This window comes from Actinomadura madurae, assembly GCF_047130825.1.
Taxonomy (GTDB): domain Bacteria; phylum Actinomycetota; class Actinomycetes; order Streptosporangiales; family Streptosporangiaceae; genus Spirillospora; species Spirillospora madurae.
The window spans coordinates 5,378,089-5,396,111 of record NZ_CP083237.1 but is presented as its reverse complement, the minus strand read 5'-3'; the positions used below and the strand labels follow the sequence as shown (position 1 = coordinate 5,396,111).

The 18,023-nt window shown below is 70.8% G+C and carries 15 protein-coding genes; 7 read left to right on the top strand and 8 right to left on the bottom strand.

All coding sequences use genetic code 11. The annotated features are described in order from the left end of the window. The first annotated feature begins 131 nt into the window (after positions 1-131). Positions 132-1,370, top strand: a complete 1,239-nt coding sequence (locus tag K8Z49_RS24390) for a lanthionine synthetase C family protein (RefSeq protein WP_412515302.1) — start codon at positions 132-134, stop codon at positions 1,368-1,370. Further along, complete coding sequence (locus K8Z49_RS24385) at positions 1,322-4,594, top strand: lantibiotic dehydratase (protein ID WP_412515301.1); 3,273 nt, start codon at positions 1,322-1,324, stop codon at positions 4,592-4,594. Before K8Z49_RS24390 ends, K8Z49_RS24385 begins: the two co-directional genes overlap by 49 nt. 318 nt (positions 4,595-4,912) lie before the next feature. Here the strand turns inward: K8Z49_RS24385 and K8Z49_RS24380 are convergent, their stop codons facing one another. From K8Z49_RS24380 to K8Z49_RS24360, 5 genes are all read right to left on the bottom strand, one after another. Continuing rightward, a complete protein-coding gene (locus tag K8Z49_RS24380) occupies positions 4,913-6,124 on the bottom strand; it encodes a cytochrome P450 family protein (protein WP_083597709.1) in 1,212 nt (403 codons plus the stop codon). A 99-nt stretch (positions 6,125-6,223) separates the two neighbouring features. Next, a complete protein-coding gene (locus K8Z49_RS24375) occupies positions 6,224-6,835 on the bottom strand; it encodes a GTP-binding protein (RefSeq protein ID WP_083597708.1) in 612 nt (203 codons plus the stop codon). Next, positions 6,816-7,184, bottom strand: coding sequence for a DUF742 domain-containing protein (locus tag K8Z49_RS24370; protein WP_021592828.1), 369 nt, complete (start codon positions 7,182-7,184; stop codon positions 6,816-6,818). The genes K8Z49_RS24375 and K8Z49_RS24370 overlap by 20 nt, the downstream gene beginning before the upstream one ends. 14 nt (positions 7,185-7,198) lie before the next feature. Next, positions 7,199-7,615, bottom strand: a complete 417-nt coding sequence (locus K8Z49_RS24365; protein ID WP_024934533.1) for a roadblock/LC7 domain-containing protein — start codon at positions 7,613-7,615, stop codon at positions 7,199-7,201. Next, positions 7,612-9,957: a nitrate- and nitrite sensing domain-containing protein gene (locus tag K8Z49_RS24360; protein ID WP_412515300.1), complete on the bottom strand. Its 2,346-nt coding sequence runs from the start codon at positions 9,955-9,957 to the stop codon at positions 7,612-7,614. Before K8Z49_RS24360 ends, K8Z49_RS24365 begins: the two co-directional genes overlap by 4 nt. A 285-nt stretch (positions 9,958-10,242) precedes the next feature. Here K8Z49_RS24360 and K8Z49_RS24355 point away from each other — a divergent pair, with 285 nt between their 5' ends. From K8Z49_RS24355 to K8Z49_RS24345, 3 genes are all read left to right on the top strand, one after another. Then, positions 10,243-10,656 carry a roadblock/LC7 domain-containing protein gene (locus tag K8Z49_RS24355; RefSeq protein WP_338071941.1) on the top strand — a complete coding sequence of 138 codons (414 nt, stop codon included), beginning with the start codon at positions 10,243-10,245 and terminating at the stop codon, positions 10,654-10,656. Positions 10,657-11,438: 782 nt separating this feature from the next. Beyond that, positions 11,439-11,849 carry a ribonuclease domain-containing protein gene (locus tag K8Z49_RS24350; protein WP_075021568.1) on the top strand — a complete coding sequence of 137 codons (411 nt, stop codon included), beginning with the start codon at positions 11,439-11,441 and terminating at the stop codon, positions 11,847-11,849. 14 nt (positions 11,850-11,863) lie between these two features. Next, positions 11,864-12,211 carry a barstar family protein gene (locus tag K8Z49_RS24345; RefSeq protein WP_111830544.1) on the top strand — a complete coding sequence of 116 codons (348 nt, stop codon included), beginning with the start codon at positions 11,864-11,866 and terminating at the stop codon, positions 12,209-12,211. A 389-nt stretch (positions 12,212-12,600) separates the two neighbouring features. Here the strand turns inward: K8Z49_RS24345 and K8Z49_RS24340 are convergent, their stop codons facing one another. After that, positions 12,601-13,623, bottom strand: a complete 1,023-nt coding sequence (locus K8Z49_RS24340; protein ID WP_021591444.1) for an MASE1 domain-containing protein — start codon at positions 13,621-13,623, stop codon at positions 12,601-12,603. Between the two features lie 6 nt (positions 13,624-13,629). After that, the gene (locus K8Z49_RS24335; RefSeq protein WP_021591443.1) at positions 13,630-14,469 is read right to left on the bottom strand and encodes a PP2C family protein-serine/threonine phosphatase; all 840 of its coding nucleotides are present in this window, start codon (positions 14,467-14,469) and stop codon (positions 13,630-13,632) included. An 850-nt stretch (positions 14,470-15,319) separates the two neighbouring features. Here K8Z49_RS24335 and K8Z49_RS24330 point away from each other — a divergent pair. Next, complete coding sequence (locus K8Z49_RS24330) at positions 15,320-15,955, top strand: DJ-1/PfpI family protein (protein ID WP_021591442.1); 636 nt, start codon at positions 15,320-15,322, stop codon at positions 15,953-15,955. 139 nt (positions 15,956-16,094) lie between these two features. On the opposite strand, the gene K8Z49_RS24325 is transcribed toward K8Z49_RS24330, so the two are convergent. Further along, complete coding sequence (locus tag K8Z49_RS24325; RefSeq protein WP_033330490.1) at positions 16,095-17,015, bottom strand: LysR family transcriptional regulator; 921 nt, start codon at positions 17,013-17,015, stop codon at positions 16,095-16,097. Positions 17,016-17,085: 70 nt separating this feature from the next. Between K8Z49_RS24325 and K8Z49_RS24320 the strand changes: the two genes are divergently transcribed. Beyond that, on the top strand, positions 17,086-17,826 hold the full coding sequence (locus tag K8Z49_RS24320; protein WP_412515299.1) for a class I SAM-dependent methyltransferase: 741 nt from the start codon (positions 17,086-17,088) through the stop codon (positions 17,824-17,826). Positions 17,827-18,023 lie beyond the last annotated feature (197 nt).

The window sequence follows — 18,023 nt, the reverse complement described above, 5'->3', positions numbered from 1 at the left end:
GCAGTACGAGAATGGTTCGCCCGGCAAGGGCCCGGAGCTCCGCCGGACGGGCACCGAGAAACGGCAGGTCGATCGTGGGTGTGCAGGGCAGGCAATTGACCGGTCAAGAGGTCACCGAGGTCGCTCGCCACGTGGCCGACCGATTGACCGCCGCCCCCGCGGCCGATGGGTGGGAGAATCTGGGAAGCGGAGATCTCGGAATTGCGCTCGCCCTTCTCCACGCGAGCGAGGTCCTGGATGACGAGCGATATCTCAGAGCCGGTCAAGCCGTTCTCCGCCGCGCCGTCGAGGCCACCGCGCGGGACCCCCTGGTCTCGGCGGGCCTGTTCACCGGCACGGCGGGCTTCGTCTGGGTGCTGGCCGAGTTCGCGCGCCGCGATCCGCGCTATGGAAGGTCGCTCCGATCGGTGACCGGCCGGCTGGTCGAGCGGATACCGGGTCCGCCGGAGCGCGGCGGTGTCGCCCTGGGCGAGTACGACGTGATCAATGGTGCGGCAGGGCGGCTCGCCGCCGTGCTGAAGGCCGCGGAGACCGTGGGGGTGGCCTCCGGCGGCGGGCTGCGAGAAGCCGCCGACGGCCTCGCCGCCTACCTCCTTGAGGTCACGGCCGTCGACGCGGACGGTGCGCCGAAGTGGTTCTGCCCGCCCCGGCTGTACCCCAAGGCGGCGCCCTGGTTCCATGACCAGTTTCCCCACGGGATGTACAACCTGGGCTTCTCCCATGGCCTGCCGGGAATGCTGGCCGCACTGACGCTGGCGGCCCGCGCGGGCATCAGGCGGCGGCAGGCGGAGGAACGGGTCGCCGAACTCGTGGACCTGCTGGCGGAATGGCGGTGGGACGACGGCGCCGGCCCGACATGGCCCGGCGCCCTGCGGGCCGCCCCCGAATCCCGGCTGCCCGTCCGTACCGGGGACGACGCCCCGGCACGTACGGCGTGGTGCTATGGCGCCCCCGGCGTGGCGGCCGCGCTGCTGTCGGCCGCCACGATCAGCGGAGACACATCGCTCGCGGTCGCGGCGCTCACCCGTGTGCGGGACGCCCCGGAATCGGAGCGCCGGACGTTCGCCCCCACCCTCTGCCACGGTGTGGCAGGGCTGCTCGCCGTCTACACGCGGGCCTACGCGCAGACCGGCGACCCCGTCCTCAAAGAGATGCGGGACGACACCCGCTCGCGGTTGTGCGCCATGGCGTCGGACGAGCATCCCTTCGTGTTCGCCGACATGCCCGAGCCGGACAGGCCGTCGCACACCACCGGGCTGCTCGAAGGCGCGGCAGGGGTGCTGCTCGCCCTGCTCGGCACGGTCTCACCCGGAGCCTCCCGATGGGACGAGGTGCTGTTCCTGACACCGACGGCCACGAGCGCGGCATGAAGCACACCGGCCCCTACAAGGCGAGCGGGTTCTTCCTGCTCAGGGCACCCGCGCTGCCTGTCCGCCCGATGCTGGACATCCTGGAATCGTTCCCGGCCGGGGCGGGCGACGCCGGGGACGCCTGGCGGGACGGCCATGCCCAGGCCCTCCTGAAGCTGTGGAGCGTGCGCGGCGTGTCGTCCGCGATCCGGTCCGCGACCTCCGACCTCGCCGACGCCGTCGACCGCCTCGATGACCTTTCCCCCAGGGACCGGCGCCGGGCCGTCCTGAGCCTCGGCCGCTACCTCAACAGGATGAGCTTTCGCGCCACCCCGTTCGGGCTCGTCGCAGGGGTCGCCGGCGGCTTCTTCGGCCGTCCCGGCGGCCGAGCACACCCGCGGCTCGACGCCGGAGCACAGGCGCGGCTCGGTGACACCGCGATCGGCCAGGCGCGGGCCAGAGCCGACATGGGCTGGGTGATGCACCTGGCGAAACGCCTCGCCAAGGATGCGGGCTTCGCCCCTGAGCTGCTGGTACGCCACAACGATCTGCTCTGCACGGGACGCGGCAGGGTGTGGCTTCAGTCCGCCGACGGCTACGGGGCGAAAGAGAACCGCGCGGTCAGTGTCCGCTTGAACGGACCCGTCCTCGCCGTCCTCGAACACACGACGTCACCGAAGACCCTCGGCGACATACGCGCTCACCTGGTCGCCGCCTACCCCGGTGTCGCGGCGGAGAAGATCGACGGCCTTCTCCGGGAGCTTCTCGAACTCGACTTCCTCGTCACCGCCGAACGCCCCGGGATGCTGGCCGGTGGCGCGGGCGCCCCGCTCCGCTCCCTGCTGCCGGCCGTCGTGGACCCGGTGACGGCGCAGGCCCTCGACGACGTCGACACCGCGATCCGGGTGTTCAACCGGAACCGCGACGTGCACGGCGGCCTGCGCGCCCGCATCGAGTCACGGGCCAGGGCCGCCGCAGGGGACTACCAGGGTCAGGTACTGCAGATCGACTCCGCGCTGGCCTTCGCGGCGCCCCCCGTCCTTCCCGCGGAGGTGGCGCGCCTGGCGGAGGACGCGGCGCGGGTGCTGTCCGTCGTGGGATCCGATCAGTATCCGCCGGCACTGCGGGAGTACGCCGGCGCCTTCGTCGAGCGTTACGGGCTCGGCGCCGAGGTACCCGTCCTGGAGCTTCTTTCCGAGGAGTCCGGTCTCGGGCCCCCGGCGGGCTACCTGTGCCCGAAGCGGTCGTACCCGCTGCCGGGCGAGGAGGCCGATCCGCCGGCCTGGACCGAACGCGAGGCGCTGCTCGTGCGGCTGGTGTCCACCGCACTGGCCCGGCGCAGCATCGAGGTCTCCCTCGACGACCACCTCCTCGCCGAGTTCGCCGAGGCCGCGCACACGACCGGCGACGACCGGCCCCGGTGGCCCTCGATCGACGTCCACCTGCAGCTCACGCCCCCCGGCACCGGTGGCGAAGGGTGGCGCGGCGCCGTCACCGGGATCGGCGTCACCCTCGGCGGCCGGACCTTCGGACGGTTCCACGACCTGCTCGCGCCGGACGTCCGGTCCGCGCTGCGGGACCTGGCCGCCGCCGAGGAGGAGCTCATCGGTGACGCGCTGACCGTCGAGCTGACCTACCTTCCCTCGGACGCCCGCGCCGCGAACGTGTCGATACGGCCGCTGCTGCACGCGTGGGAACTACCGGTCAACGTGGCGACCGACCGGCCCGCCGACCGGCGGGTCGAGCTCGCGGACGTCGTCGCCGGCGTGGACGGCGGACGGCTCTACCTCTTCAGCCCGCGGCTGGGCCGGCGCCTGCACGTGACCCAGCGCTCGATGCTGAACCTGGGAAAGGCACCGAACGTCTGCCGTTTCCTCGTCGAGGTCTCCACCGCCCAGGCGCGGCGGGTCTCGCCGTTCGAGTGGGAGCGCCTCGCCGAAGCCACCCCGTTCCTGCCGCGGATCGAACGGGCCGGCCTCGTCCTGCGGCGAGCACGCTGGAGGCTGCGGGAGGACTCCATCGCCCGGGACGCGGGGTGGCGGCACACGGATCCGCTGGGCCCCTTCGCCGACGCCGTGCGGACCTGGAGGGAGACGTGGATGGTGCCGCGCCGCGTCCACCTGATCCAGTCCGACAACTCCATCCTGCTCGACCTCACGAGCGCGCCGTCCCTGGCCGAACTGCGCGCCGCGATGGCGCAAGCACGGGCCCAGGGCGGTGACGTGCTGCTGGAGGAGGCGCTGCCCGAACCGGACGAGGGCTTCCTCGCCGGTGCCTCCGGGGAGCGGTACGTCTCGGAGGTCGTGGTCCCGCTCGTGCGTGTCGATCCCGCTTCCGCCGGGCGGACCGCGCCGCGGAGATCCGGGACGCGGCGTGCGCCGTTCACCGAGCGCGTCAAGCCGGTCGGGAGCGACTGGCTGTACATCAAGCTCTACACCGAACCGGACGCGCACGACGCCCTGGTGACAGGCGACCTGGCCGCGTTCGCCGAGCGGCTGACCGCCCGGTACGGCGTCGCGGAACCGTTCTTCATCCGCTATCGCGACCCCGCGCCCCACCTCCGCGTCCGGTTCCACGTTCCGGACGAAGCGCTCCGCGAGAAGATCCTCGGCGAGACCGCGCGATGGGCGCGCATACTCACCACCAGCGGCCGCATCATCGAGTTCACGTTCGCCGCATACAACCGCGAGATCGAGCGCTACGGCGGCACCGAGCTGATCGGACACGCCGAACGCTGGTTTCAGCGGGACAGCACCGCCGCCACGCTGCTGCTCGGGCACCTGCGCCAGGCGCCGCCCGAAGATCGTGTGGCGATGACCGCGCTCAGCCTGGAGCACATGGGCCGGCTGCTGCTCCCCTCGCTCGAAGACCGCCGCCGCCTCGCCCGGTCGGCCGCCCCCGGCCGCATCGGTGGCGCGGAATACCGTGCGGCGGGACGCGCGCTCTGGGCGGACCTCACCGGCGGTGGTCCCGGCAGCCCCGTGCTCGGCGAAGCCGTGGAGATCTGGCGGCCCGCCGCGGCCGGGATCACGCACCGCACGGCCGAACTCGGAACGGACCGCGTGGCCCTCGCCGGGAGCTTGCTGCACCTCCACTGCAACCGGATGGGCCTGCTCCGCGACAAGGAGGAGATCGCGTTCGGCATCTGGCGTCGCCTCCTGGACAGGATCGCCAACACCTCGAACGCAGAAGCAACGCCACCCGAGCACCAGATCGCCGAGTTGAACGAACGCCCCGACGTGTGATTTCCGTGTGTGCTGTCCTTCTCGACGGGCGCGCACCAGGTACCCGACCTTGCTCCACTGTGGATCGATCCGGCTGCCCCACCGGCCAACTTGATCCCGCACTGTGCGCAGGCCTCGCGGTGACGCGGAACACCTGGGCACAGGACCCCGGCGTCGCAAGAGCACGCGCCGCTGCGACCCTTCTGGGCGGCTGGAGTGAGCGGGGCATTGTTCCGCCGCGCCGAAAGGCTGCCGACGCGTGCCGGACGCGGCACGCTGCGGCGGGGCGGCTCGGTGTGGGCCGGCCCGGCGGTGGGCCGCCGGGCCGGGGGCGGTGCGTCAGAGGCCGAGGGTGGCCGGGATGGAGAGCGGGCCGATGGTGAAGAAGGACGGGGAGTAGGGGATGTCGTCCGGGTCGACGGCGAGGGCGAGGCCGGGCACCCGCCGGTACAGCGTGGAGAGCGCCAGCCGTCCCTCCAGGCGGGCCAGTGACGCGCCGATGCAGTAGCGGGGGCCGTGGCCGAAGCTGAGGCGCGTGTTCTGTTCCCGGGTGATGTCGAACCGGTCCGCGGTCTCGCCGTGCTCGGCCGGGTCGAGGCCGCTCGCCTGGTAGACGACGCCGACCGCCTGGCCCTTGGGGATGTCGACGCCGGCGATGGTCACGTCCTCCGCGGTGAAGCGCCAGCTGGTCATCATCACCGAGTGGCGGTAGCGCAGGGTCTCCTCGACCACGTCGCCCCACCGGTCCTCGGCCTTGGCCAGCGCCAGCTGGTCGGGGTGCTGGGCCAGCGCCAGAATGGCGTGGCCGAGCAGGTGGACGGTCGTCTCGTGGCCGGCGACGAGCATCAGCCACAGCACGCCGACGAGTTCGTCGGTGGTGAGCCGGTCCCCTTCGTCGTGCGCCTGCACCAGGCCGGACGTGAGGTCGTCGCCCGGGGTCTCCCGTTTGCGCTCCACCAATTGATGCAGGTACGTCTGGAGAGCGTTCTGCGTCGCGAAGGCCTCCTCCGGCGATGTCGTGTGCGCGAGCAGAGCGGCGGTCCACCGGCGCATCTGCGGCCGGTCCTGGACGGGCACGCCGAACAGCTCGCAGATCACCCACATCGGCAATGCCTCGGTGAAGGCGGGGACCAGGTCGACGCCGTCGCCGACGGCGATCACGTTGTCGACCAGGTCGTCCACGATCTGCTGGACGCGCGGCTCCATCGTCTTGATCCGCGCGGGTGTGAAAGCCTTCCCGATCAGGCCGCGCAGCCGCCTGTGGTCGTCGCCGTCCTTGGTGGACAGATGGCCTCCCTGGACGACGGCGCGCAGCGGCCAGTCCTCGGGGATCGTCCCGTCGTGGAGGGCGGGCCAGTTCGCGGGCTCCCGCAGGAAGGTCCGGTTGTCTCCGGCGAGGATCTCCTGCACGGCGTCGTGGGTCAGCGCCAGGTAGCCGGCGACGCCTCCGGGAAACTCCACTTCGACCACGGGGGCGATCTCGCGCAGCCGGATGCAGGTGTCGAGCACCTTTTCGTCCGCGGCGGGAAAAGAAGGCAGAGTCTTCGACATGTGGTCCCTTTTGGGTGCGGGGAATGGGGGCATGCGAAAGCCATTGTAATGGCCCTCTTGATCATCCAGGGACCGAGTTATTTCAAAAGGCCGAGAAATTCAGCGCCCGGACGTGGTCTTGGCGAGAACGTACTCGACCATGGTTATCAGCACTTGCTTGGCCGAATTCCTGCTGCGCACGTCGCACATCACCAGCGGGACGTCATCGTCCAGGTCCAAGGCGATCCGCACGTCCTCGGGACGCTTGCGCTCGGCGCCGTCGAAGCAGTTCACCGCGACCATGAACGGGGTGCGGCGGTCCTCGAAGTAGTCGACGGTCCCGAAGCAGTCGGCGAGGCGGCGCACGTCGGCGAGCACCACCGCGCCGACGGCGCCGAGCGCCAGCTCGTCCCACATGAACCAGAACCGCTCCTGGCCCGGCGTCCCGAACAGGTACAGCACCAGGTCGTCCGGGAACGTGATCCGGCCGAAGTCCATGGCCACGGTGGTGCTGACCTTGCCGTCCACGCCCGTGGTGTCGTCGACGCCGACGCTCCGGTCGGTGAGGAGCTCCTCGGTGCGCAGCGGGCGGATCTCGCTGATCGAGCCCACCATGGTCGTCTTGCCGACCCCGAATCCGCCCGCGATGAGGATCTTGGCGGCGGTCAGCTGACCGCCGCCCCCGCCGGCGCCCGGATGGTGGACGGCGGTGTCAGAGTGCGCGTAGTCCATTCAGCAGTTTCCTTAGTACGAGCTCGTCCGGGACGTCGCCGGTGGGAGTCGGTTTCAGCACCCTGAGCGCGTTCTCGTCCCGTAGGTCGTCGACCAGCACCCGCACGACGCCGACGGGCAGGTCGATCTCGGACGCCAGGTCGGCGAAGGTGATCGGCCGCCGGCAGATCGTCAGCAGCCTGCGGTGCTCGGGATCGAGCCGCACCCGCCGGGGGATCGGCACACCGGTCGCCTCCAGCACGGAGATCAGGTCGAGGCCGTCGTCGCGGAGCCGGGTCCGGCCCCGCGTGACGGTGTAGGGACGGACGACGGGACCCGCTTCGCCGTCGAGCCATCGGTCATCGCTCATCGGTCACCCCGGTCTCACCTGGTGCCCGATCCCGCCAGCCGAGGAATGAACGGCGGCCGCTCGGCCAGCTCCTCGGCCAGCTCGACCATCCGCAGCACGACCGCGCCCGCGTCCGCGTTGGCGTCCGCCAGCAGGGCGAGGCACGCGTGCTCGCCCGCCGGCACCATGAACACCAGCATCGTGTCCATCTCGATGACGCTCTGCAGCAGCTCGCCGCCGTCGAACCGCCGGCACGCGCCGCGGGCGAGCCCCTGCACGCCCGACACCAGCGCGGCCAGATGCTCGGAGTCCTCCCGGGCGAAACCGGAGGAGCAGGCCGCGACCAGCCCGTCCCTGGACAGCAGGACCGCGCCGACCACCAGCTCCGCCCGGCCGCCGAGGCCGTCCAGGCGCCGGCGCACCTCAGCGGTCGAGATCGATGGTTCCGTCAACGTTCGCCCTCCTCGTCGCGTCCGGTGGGCCGGGCCGGCGGCGGTTCGCTGCGCCCGCGCCGCCACCCGCTCTGCATCGAGGCCATGACCGAACTGGCGCGCTCCGGCGAGCGGGCGCCCCGTCCGGACGGCCGCTTCTCCTCCCGGGCGGGCGGTGCGGCGTCGCGCAGCTGCGGCGCCAGGTTCGCGCGGCGCACGCGGCGCGGCATCCCCGCGTGGGTGCCCGCGGCCGGGGGCGCCGGCTGGGGCGGCTGGGTCGGCTGCGGCTCGAACGGAGTGCTCGGCTCGGCCGGGGCCGGCGGCGGCATGTTCAGCGGGTCGTGCCCGCCTTCCGGCTCGGTGCCGGCGGCGCGGTGCCGTCCGACGGGGTCCATCGCGTTCTCCTGCGTCTCGTGGCCGATGATGTCCAGAGGCCCGGTGTACGCCGGGTCGAAGGCCCCGTCCGCAGCGGGCAGGTCCGGGGCGTCCGCCCGTTCGGTGCCGGTGCTCCTGCTGCTCGCGCGGCCGACCTGGTCCGCCGGGACGACCAGCGAGTGCGGCAGCAGCACGACGGTCTTGATGCCGCCGTAGGAGTTCGGCTCCAGCGCCACCTTGATCCCGTGCCGGTGCGCGAGCGTCCCGACGACGAACAGCCCGAGCTGGTCGCCATGGGTCAGGTCGAACTCCGGCTCGCGGCGGAGCTGCTCGTTGATGGCCGCCAGCTTGTCCGGGTTCATCCCGAGGCCGCGGTCCTGGATCTCGACCACGAAGCCCTGGCCCACCAGCCCGGCGTCGACCTCGACCGGCGTGTTCGGCGGCGACATGACGGTCGCGTTCTCGATCAGCTCGGCCAGCAGGTGGATCAGGTCGGCGACGGCCGAGCCGACGATGCCCTCCTCCGCCGTGCTGACCACCTCGACGCGGGCGTACTCCTCGATCTCGCCGATGGCGCCGCGCAGCACGTCCAGGACGCCGACCGGGTGCCGCCAGCCGCGGCCGGGCGCGGCGCCGGACAGGATGATCAGGCCCTCGGCGTGCCGCCGCATGCGGGTGGTGAGGTGGTCGATGGCGAACAGGTCGGCGAGGGCGTCCGGGTCGGACGCCTTGCGCTCCAGCGTGTCCAGCATGGCCAGCTGCCGGTGCAGCAGCGACTGGTTGCGCCGGGCGAGGTTCTGGAAAACCTGGTTGACCGCCGCGCGCAGCTCGGCCTGGCGGACCGCGGCCTCGACGGCGGTGCGCTGCACGGACGAGAACGCGGCCGACACGTTGTAGACCTCGGCCGTCCGGCCGACCTCCAGCGGCGCGGCCTCCGTCGCCACGTCGACCTCGTACCCGCGGCTCAGGCGGCGCACCACGTCGGGCAGCCGCTCCTCGGCCATGGTGCGCGCGGCGCCCTGGAGACCGAGCAGGTCGCGGCTGATGCGGCGGCTGAAGCGGAACATGAGGAGCGCCGTCAGGGTGATCGCGACGAGGCCGAGGGCGCCGATGAGGGCGAGGCGCAGCAGGGTCTCGTCGGAGTCCTCCTTCGCCTGGGCGGCGTTCACCGCCCGGGACTTGCCGAGCGCGCCGTCGATCTCCACGATCGAGGCGCCCGCGACGGCCTTCCACTCGGTCGGAGTGATCCGCAGCCTTGCGCCGGGACGGGTCGCGAGGATCTTGTCCTCGGTCGTGGTGAAGTTCCTCTCGGCGGGGGACGCCAGCGCCTGCTTGAAGGGAGCGGCGATGGCCGGGTGGAGCTCGGCGAGGTTCGAACCCTCCAGGAATCGCCGCTCGTACACCAGCCTGCTGATCGCCGTGTACTCGCCGAAGGACATCCGGCCCCCGTCGGAGAGCACACCGCCCACCAGCGCGATCTCCCGTCCGCGCAACTCGATGCCGCGCGACATGGCGGCGGTGTGGGCGGACTGCTGGAGCCCGTCACCGGCCACCAGCACGTTGACGTATTGGAAGTGGGCTTCGAGGACTTCGTTGTACGCGTCGAACGCCTCCAGCCTCGTCAGGGTGCGGGAGTCGACCTGGCTTCGCAGTTCGCCGATGCCATTGAGCCTCTCCAGCAGCACCGACAGCCGCTGCTTCATCGCGCGGGTCAGCGTGGCCTGGAATTTGTCAGAGTTAACAGCTTTGTTCATTTGGACGATCGTGCCGTCCATCTTCCTGCGGACGGTGTCCATTGACGTGCGCGGCAGCCGGTTGTTACGGCTCAGCCAGATCACCGACTCCTGCCGCTCCTGGGCCAGGGCGACCAGCGTCGGCTGCGCGGCGCCGCCGTAGATCTCGTTGGTGGTGTCGAGGTTGCGCTGGTTGATGGCCTTGGACGCGGTGCTCTGCGCCGCGAAGCCCCACAGCGTGATCAGGGAGACCATCGGAACGATGATCAGGCCGACAAGGGAGAACCGGATCGAACGCCGGCGGCGTGGGCTCCTCACCGGGCGAAACGGCCGAGGTCAACGCGGTCATGATTGACGTGGTCGTTCATGGTGTCTCTCTCAGGCTCGGTGGGCACCGGATGGCCGAACTCGGCTTCACCGGGCCGCAAGTTTGATCATGCGTCTGGAATTCCGGTCACCTTGATGGTCCGCCGATGGCAACATGTGGCAACATTCGGCCGTCCCCGAACCCGCCTAATTTTTCGGAAGAGGAGAAGCCACGTGACGCAGCTGCGAGGCGATTCGACCAACCGGCTGGATTGGCTGATCGACGGGCTCGTCGAACGCGTGCCCCAGGTGAACAAGGCGGTGGTGCAGTCCGCGGACGGGATCCTCATGGGGGCGTCCGCCGGCCTGAGCCAGGAGGACGCCGAGCACCTGTCCGCCCTGGCCGCCGGCGTGCAGAGCCTCGCGCAGGGCGCGCGGGCCCAGTTCGGCGCGGGCGAGGTCCATCAGACGATCATCGAGATGCTCAACGCGTTCCTGTTCGTCACCGCGGCGGGCAAGGGCGCCTCGCTGACCGTGCTCTCCGACGCCAGCGCCGACCCGGCCCAGATCAGCTACGAGATGACCCTTCTGGTCGGACGGGTCGGGGAGCACCTCGCGTCCCGTCCGCGGAACCACGTCGGCCCCTGAGCCCGGGCCCCGCCGGTCGGCGCGGGAGGAAGGCGACCATCGCCCCCGACCGCGCCGCCCGCGACCGGTCCCGGACGAACTCCGGTGTCGGGAGCGCGCCGACAGCGCCGGCCGACCGAAGGCGGGTGTCGCCCTAGCAGAAAAGTTATGAAAGCGCTGACCAGTTTGGCGAAGTCCGGGTTTGTCTGACACCTGTGTGTTAAGGGAACGGCAGTATCCGCGCTTTCCTCGGTCGGACAGGCCATCGCTTATGACACAGAGCGGTGCTCGTTCAGCCGACTGATTCAAAACTGGCATTTTCGGCCTGGTCACCGGCGTCGGGCGGGGCGGTGATGCAACAGTCTTGAACCTTGTATTCAGGGGACGTGGCCATCGCATCGCCGTGCCGATCGGCGCCAGATTTGACCGAGGCGATGACGCCTTGGTCGACCGGCCGGATCGTGCACGATCACCGATCCGCCGGTGATCTCTGACAGCGCCGGTGATCTCTGACAGCGGCGGCGACGAGCACCCGGTCGCCGTGCGTTCGACGGTGCGTCGCGGCTGTCCGAAGTCCTCAGCCGGTCGAGCAGTGCATCGTCGGCGACCCGGCAGGACTGCCCCAGGCGCGCGACCACCCGGGGCCGTCACCTTTCGCGGATCGGTGACGCATTTTTGTGGGCTTTTGTGCTGGATCATGCCGATCTGCGTGGTCATCATGACGGCTGTTCGCTCCCGATCCCGACGTGGCCGGCCCGATGAGGGGGAACTTCTCCGGGAGGTACTCGTCGTAGGAGGCACCTGTGCTCGGAAAGCGCTCCCGACCGTCCTGGCCAACACGGGCCGCCGTCACCCTGGTCGCCGCGACGTGCGCGACGGGCGTCGCGGTCGACGTCCCGGCAAGCGCTACGGTCTACGACTCCTGCACGATCTCCCGCTGCTCCGACGGCCGCTACGCGGCCTCGGTGTGGGGCGGAAAGGGATGGCCGTCCAGCGCGGGCTGGTACTCCTGGCCGGACGGCCTGTCCAACTACACTGGCGGCGTCTACCACAACTACGACGGCCAGCTGCCCGCCGGCGCCACCTACCACGAGTACGACGTCTACTCGCGGACGGAGGGCTCCTCAAGGGACGCGTACCGGATCGTCCACAGCAGCACCGGCACGGTCTACTTCACCCCGGACCACTACTCGAACTTCTACCGGATCTCCTAGGACAGGCCCGCCCGATGACCTCGCTGCCGCCCTGGTTGACGGTGACCAGCGACCCGGTGCCGGCAGTCGTCGACGGGCACGCCTGCCGAACCCGCGCCGCCTTCTTCCGCGAGGCGGCGCGGGCCCTGGGATTCGCGGCCTACTTCGGGCACAACTGGGACGCCTTCCTGGACTGCCTGCGCGATCTCGACCGCCCCACCCTCACCGTGTCGCACGCCGACGAACTCCTGGCGGACGAGAGCCCGCACCAGCTCGCGATCCTCCTTGAGATCCTCTCCGAGCAGAACCTCCCCGCGACCTTCGCCACCACCCCCGACCGGATGCCCGCCCTCCACTCCCGCCTGTCCGCCGCCCTCCCGTGACAAGCCAGGCCGCCGCCACCCGGCACCCCGTACGTCGCCGGCCCGCCTGAGCGCAACCGCTGTCGGCGCGCACCCGTGCGGAGAGAAGGCACAGGGACGCAGCCGGAGTGACGACGAACCCGCCTGGTCTTGGCCCAAGTTTTCCCCGCCGGGGAGTCTCGAATGCGGCGGTGAGAGCGACCACGAGTCGGCGTAGGGGAGCCGTCGCCGCCAGATTCGCGGCCGGCCGTCGCGTGACCTCCTCGGCGGCGTGCCCCAGCCGCCGCTGTGCGGCCCGTTCCGGGACACGACGATGCCGTGCTCGTCCACCACCCATGGCGGCGTCGTCCCCGGGCCCGGGTACCTGGCGCCGGCCCGAGGGGCGCTGGGTGCACAAAGGTCACCCGGCATCAAGCGCGGCGCCGCCCTCGGTGATCGGGTTCCTTCGGACGGGAGGGCGCCCATGCGCCAGGCGTCCCGTCGCGCTTCTCTTCCAGCGCGAGCCGGGACAGCGCCCCTTTCAGGTGGCCGCAGACCTTCTCGATCTCCTCGAGGGTGTGGTTCCGTTCGGTGACGACCGCCGAGAGCAGCAGGGCCGTCAGGGCCACAGTGCCGTTGAAGGCCTGCAGGATGATCATCATGGCGAGCAGATCCCGGCCCGAGAACGGGCCCGACTCGACGGCCCCCGCGTAGACGGCGATCACGGAGGCGATCAGCGCGCAGGGCGCTGCGCCGACCAGCTGGAAGCGGAACGCCGCCCAGATCAGGAACGGGACGACGAGGAAGAGAAGTTGGAGCGAGGTGTCGGTGGCCAGCGCGGTGACCGCCGCCGTGCCGCCCAGCAGGGCCACCGCCTCGGCCCAGCGCAGGACGGGGACGCCGCGCGGCCATCGGACGGTGCGCGCGGCCAGCAGGAGCGGCGCGATGATCAAGACACCCATCGCGTCGCCCGTCCACCACACCGACCAGGTCGGCCAGAAGTCACGGGTCGACACCGCGTCAGAGGCCAGTAGGACGCCGGCGCCGATCGTCGCGCTGATCAGCATGCCGCCCAGCGCGCCGAGGAAGACCAGCGCCAGGGCGTCCTGCAGCCGGTCGAGAGTGAGACGGAATCCTGCCCGCCGCAGGAGGAGGTAGGCGCAGACGGGAGCGAGCGTGTTGCCGACCGTGATGGCGAGCACGGGGACGATCCCCGGCCCGAGCATCACGTTCACCAGGAATGCCCCGAGAGCGATGCCCGGCCACATGCGCGGTCCCCAGAACATCAGGGCGACGAGAGCGATTCCGGTGGGCGGCCAGAAAGGCGTGACCTGCCCTCGCACCAGTTGCTGCTCCAGTCCGATCTTGGCGGCGACGTAGTAGGTGACCACGACGGCAGCCAGCCGCAGGCCGTCGGCGGCGTACAGCCGACGTCGCTCAGCCGCACACGACACCGCCGCTCACCCTTCGTCCTGCCGCTGCTGGAGCCCTCCGTAACGGATGACGAGAGCCGCGGCGTCGTCGGTGTGGCCGGTGAGCTCCGCCACCTTGATCACCCGAGCGGCCAGCTCGCCCGGGTCGGTCCGGCAGGCGTCGACGGCCAGGTTCGCCACCTGTGCGAGCCCTTCCTCGATGGGGTAGCCGGGGCCTTCCACCACGCCGTCGGTGAGCAGGACGAACGCCCCCACGTCGGTCAGCACCCGGCGGGTCGACGGGTAGCTCTCGCCGGCGTAGATGCCCAGCGGCAGACCGCCGTCGGTCAGGACGATGTCGCAGCGGCCGTCGGCCGTGACCCAGACGGCGGGTACGTGCCCGGCGCGGGCGTCGGCGAGCTCGTTCGTGACGGGGTCGAAGCGCAGGAACGTGCAGGTCACGAACAGCTCGGAGTCCATGGCGACGAGCAGATCGTTGGTGCGCTGGAGCACCTCCGCCGGGTCCGTGGTGGCGACCGCGACGGCGCGCAGACAGGTGCGCACCTGCCCCATGAGGGCCGCGGCCTCGACGTCGTGCCCCTGGACGTCTCCGATCGCGAACCCCACGGATCCGTCCGGCATGAGGAAGCCGTCGTACCAGTCGCCCCCGATGTCCAGCCCGGCCCGCGCGGGTGCGTACCGTCCCGCCACCTGCAGGCCGGCCAGGACCGGTAGTCGGGCGGAGAGGACCTGGCGCTGCAACGCGGCGGCGAGTTCGACACGGGCCTGCTGGAGTTCGATCCCCTCCAGGATCCGGCCGGTGAGGTCCTCGAGCGTCTGCAGCAGCTCTCCGGAGCCATTGGAAGGCGCGGTGCGGTGACGGGGCATGGCATCACACCCCGGCCGGTTGTCTCGGAATTAGGTCATATATGCCAAATTCCACGACATCACGGTACCAACACCGACCTGACATAGGACCAGGTCAGACCGTGCCTTTGCCGCGGGCCGGGCGGATCCGGACGCGCCGTTCAAGCCGGGCGGGCGCCCCGACGCCGGGCTGCCGCCTGGCTGAGCGTGGTCACGGCCACCGTCATCAGGACTGCGCTCGACGCCCTGGGCGGCGAGCGTGCGCGCCCGGGAGCGGTACGTTGGCACCTGGCTGCCCGCACCGCTGGTCAGGCCCGCTTCCACGACCCGGCCGACCCGGTCACGCTGGACGAATGGCGTTGCTCGTCGTCCTGAGCGATGTTCTTCCGCCAGCGTCCCCGTGCCTGAGATCGTCGAGGTCGTCGGCCGCTCACCCGCTGCGGTGCACCAGCTCGCCTCGCGGGCGCGCCGACAGGGGCGATGGCGGGCCAGGGTCGCCTGTGCGTCCAGGTCTGATCACGGTCCTGTCGGCGCTTGATCCATCTTGGTGCAGTTCGGCCACGTGCCCTACGCGACATATGCGCTGAGTTCATGGCAACTAATACAAATCTGAAGTGGTGCTCATAGCGAGGTCGGTTGATGCTGCTTCTATGACCCCCGGCTCACCATCACACCGATCGGCCAGCGGCCGGCGTGCGTCGGCTCTGCCGGGTGGACCATCGCCGTCTGGACTCACGCCGATCCGCTCATCCGATCGGCCGGCACCGCCGGAACACCCCAGTGTTCCCAACCGGATCCGGGAGGCCGCGCCACGTCTACGGCCATCACTGATGGCCGTGAACCCGGACGGCCCTGCCAAGAGGAGGAAGCAATGCAGATCGCCATCGCCCTGTTCCCCAAGGTGACCATCCTGGACGCTCTGGGCCCCTACCAATTCTTCTCGGCCGTCCCAGATGCCGAGGTCGTCGTTTGCGCCGCGCAAAGGGGCCGGCTCGCCGACGCCAAAGGACGGCTGCACATCGACGTCGACCACGTCTTCGAGGATGTTCCGAATCCCGACGTCCTGCTGGTGCCCGGCGGAAACATCACCCGGGAGATGGCCCGTCAGGGCGACCCCGTCATCGACTGGATCCGCTCAACGCACGAGCACACCACGTACACCACGTCCGTCTGCACGGGATCCCTGCTGCTCGGGGCGGCCGGCCTCCTGCAAGGAAAGAAGGCGACCACGCACTGGTTGGCCTACGACGAACTGCGCAAGTACGGCGCCGAGCCCACCGAGCAGCGGGTGGTGTTCCAAGGAAAGATCGTCACCGGTGCCGGAGTGTCCGCCGGAATCGACCTGGCCCTGGAGGTCATCGCCCGGCTGAGCGGAGCCGAGACCGCCCAGTCCGCCCAGCTCCTCCTTGAGTACGACCCGCAGCCGCCCTACGACACCGGCTCTCCCCGCAAGGCCCCCCAAAGCATCAGGGACATGCACAGCGACCTGGTCGGTTGGTGGAGTTAGTCGTCGACGACGCACACGAAACGCGGACCTGCGAGCCGACGCCGGGACGGCCATCGGGCGGCACGGCCGCCCCGTGGCCACCGCCGCGCTGGAGAGCATCGGCCGATCCACGATGCTCCACCGAACCGGGCGGCATCTCTCACAGCTCCTTCTCACCCCGGTCGGTTCGATGCTGTGCGGCGATGGCGGTGAGCAGGGTGAGCATCGCCGACACCGCCGGCGGCCGGTATGGAGATGCGGTCACGGCGGCGAACAGCCGGCGCGCCGGCAGCGGCGGGCTGGTGGTGCGCAACGCAACGTCCGCGCGGATCGTGGCCCGCGCCAAGGTGGGCACGAGGGTCACGCCGGCGCCGGCGGCGACAAGAGCTTGCTTGCCGTTCCAGTCGTCGCAGGTGAACCCGATGCGGGGTGGGTTGCCCAGCACGTCGGCGAGGCGCGGGATGGGGCCTAGGCAGTCGGGGTGGGCGCCTTCTATCCACGTTTCGTTCCGCAGGTCACGGAGGCGAACCGAGGTGTGCCGGGCCAGTGGGTGGTGCGAGGGCAGGGCGAGGAGGAGTTCCTCGTCGAGCAGCGGGATCAGTTCCACGGCGGCCTGGTCGTTCACTGGTTGCCAGGAGGTGACCAGGGCCAGATCGACGCGGCCGTCCCGGACCGGCATCAGCGGATCACCCTGGTCGGTCTGGTTGAGGCTGAGTGTCACGCCGGGATGGGCGTCACTGAAGCGGCGGATGGCCTCCGGCACGAGGAACGTGTTCGCACTCGGGAAGGCGGACAGCCGCAGCTGGCCGGCGTCCAGGGTGGCGAAGGCGGCCAGGTGGTCTTCCATCGCCCGCAGGCGGGCAAGGATGTCGCGGGCGAGTTCGATCGCGACCTCTCCGGCGGGGGTGGGGCGCACTCCGCGGGGCAACCGCTGGAAGAGGTGGATGCCGAGCCGCTTTTCCAGCCCGGCGATCTGGCGTGAGACCGCCGGCTGCGTCATGGTCAGCGCCTCGGCGGTCGCGGAGAACGAGCCGCGGTCGGCCACTTCCACCAACACCCGCAAGGTCCACGTATCAAGCATGTGTTGAGTTTATGGGAAGTCATACAAACCCGCAGTGGCGCTCATGGCGAAGCCGGTCGAGGCTACTGCCGTGACCATCACATCGACGGCCCAGCAACTGGCCTTTCTCGCCGAACACCTGCCCGCGCCCCCCGCCCGCGTCCTGGACGCCGGATGCGGCCGCGGTGAACTCGCGGCCGCTCTGCAGGACCGCGGCTACGAGGTGACCGGCATCGACAGCGACCCGCACGAGGTGGCCGCCGCCCACGACAACGCAGCCCCGGTCATCGAGGCCGACATCACCCGATACCGTGACCGACCCTTCGACGCTGTGCTGTTCTCCTTGTCCCTGCACCACGTCGACCGCCTCGACGCGGCGGTCGCACGGGCCAAGGCCCTCCTGAAGCCGGACGGTCTTCTGATCGCCGACGAGTTCGCCTGGGAACGCGCCGACCGGGCGACCGCCGCCTGGTTCTACGACATCGCCGCCTTGATCTCGTCCGCCGGCCTGCCCGGATGGCGCGGGCCCGCCGAGCCGGCCGACCAGCCGCTCCAGCAATGGACCCGCCGCCACCGCGACGGCGACCCGTCGCACACCGGAGCCGCGATGACCGACGCGATCGCCACCCGGTTCGACCTGACCGAATCCGCCCGCGTGCCCTACCTGCACCGCTATCTCGGCGGATGGCTGCCCGACGATGCCACCGGCCGACGCTGGTTCGCTGTACTGCGGGACATCGAGCAACGTCGCGTCGCCGACGGAACCCTCACCCCGGTAGGGCTCCGACTAGTAGCACGACCAAGTGAGACGACGCCGAGGCCGGCGCACTAAGCCACCGCCGTCCCGACCCCGCAAACCCCGCGTACCCCCTGAGCTGCTGGGACGCGCCGTCCGGTCAGTTCGGCGCGGCGTGTCCGGCAGCGGACTGGACGACGACCACCGGGAGACCGGGGCCTGGATGAAGTGATGGGTCGGCGTGCGATGAATCGAGCCACCGAGCAGCCGGTGCCAGAAGGCGCGCTCCGCGT

What these genes read in the sequence shown, in the direction of transcription:
- K8Z49_RS24380 (WP_083597709.1), bottom strand. Translation starts at nt 6,124, where the DNA reads ATGTCGAAGACTCTGCCTTCTTTTCCCGCCGCGGACGAAAAGGTGCTC.
- K8Z49_RS24335 (WP_021591443.1), bottom strand. Translation starts at nt 14,469, where the DNA reads ATGCCCCGTCACCGCACCGCGCCTTCCAATGGCTCCGGAGAGCTGCTG.
- K8Z49_RS24330 (WP_021591442.1), top strand. Translation starts at nt 15,320, where the DNA reads ATGCAGATCGCCATCGCCCTGTTCCCCAAGGTGACCATCCTGGACGCT.
- K8Z49_RS24345 (WP_111830544.1), top strand. Translation starts at nt 11,864, where the DNA reads ATGACCTCGCTGCCGCCCTGGTTGACGGTGACCAGCGACCCGGTGCCG.
- K8Z49_RS24360 (WP_412515300.1), bottom strand. Translation starts at nt 9,957, where the DNA reads ATGGTCTCCCTGATCACGCTGTGGGGCTTCGCGGCGCAGAGCACCGCG.
- K8Z49_RS24385 (WP_412515301.1), top strand. Translation starts at nt 1,322, where the DNA reads ATGGGACGAGGTGCTGTTCCTGACACCGACGGCCACGAGCGCGGCATG.
- K8Z49_RS24370 (WP_021592828.1), bottom strand. Translation starts at nt 7,184, where the DNA reads ATGAGCGATGACCGATGGCTCGACGGCGAAGCGGGTCCCGTCGTCCGT.
- K8Z49_RS24375 (WP_083597708.1), bottom strand. Translation starts at nt 6,835, where the DNA reads ATGGACTACGCGCACTCTGACACCGCCGTCCACCATCCGGGCGCCGGC.
- K8Z49_RS24325 (WP_033330490.1), bottom strand. Translation starts at nt 17,015, where the DNA reads ATGCTTGATACGTGGACCTTGCGGGTGTTGGTGGAAGTGGCCGACCGC.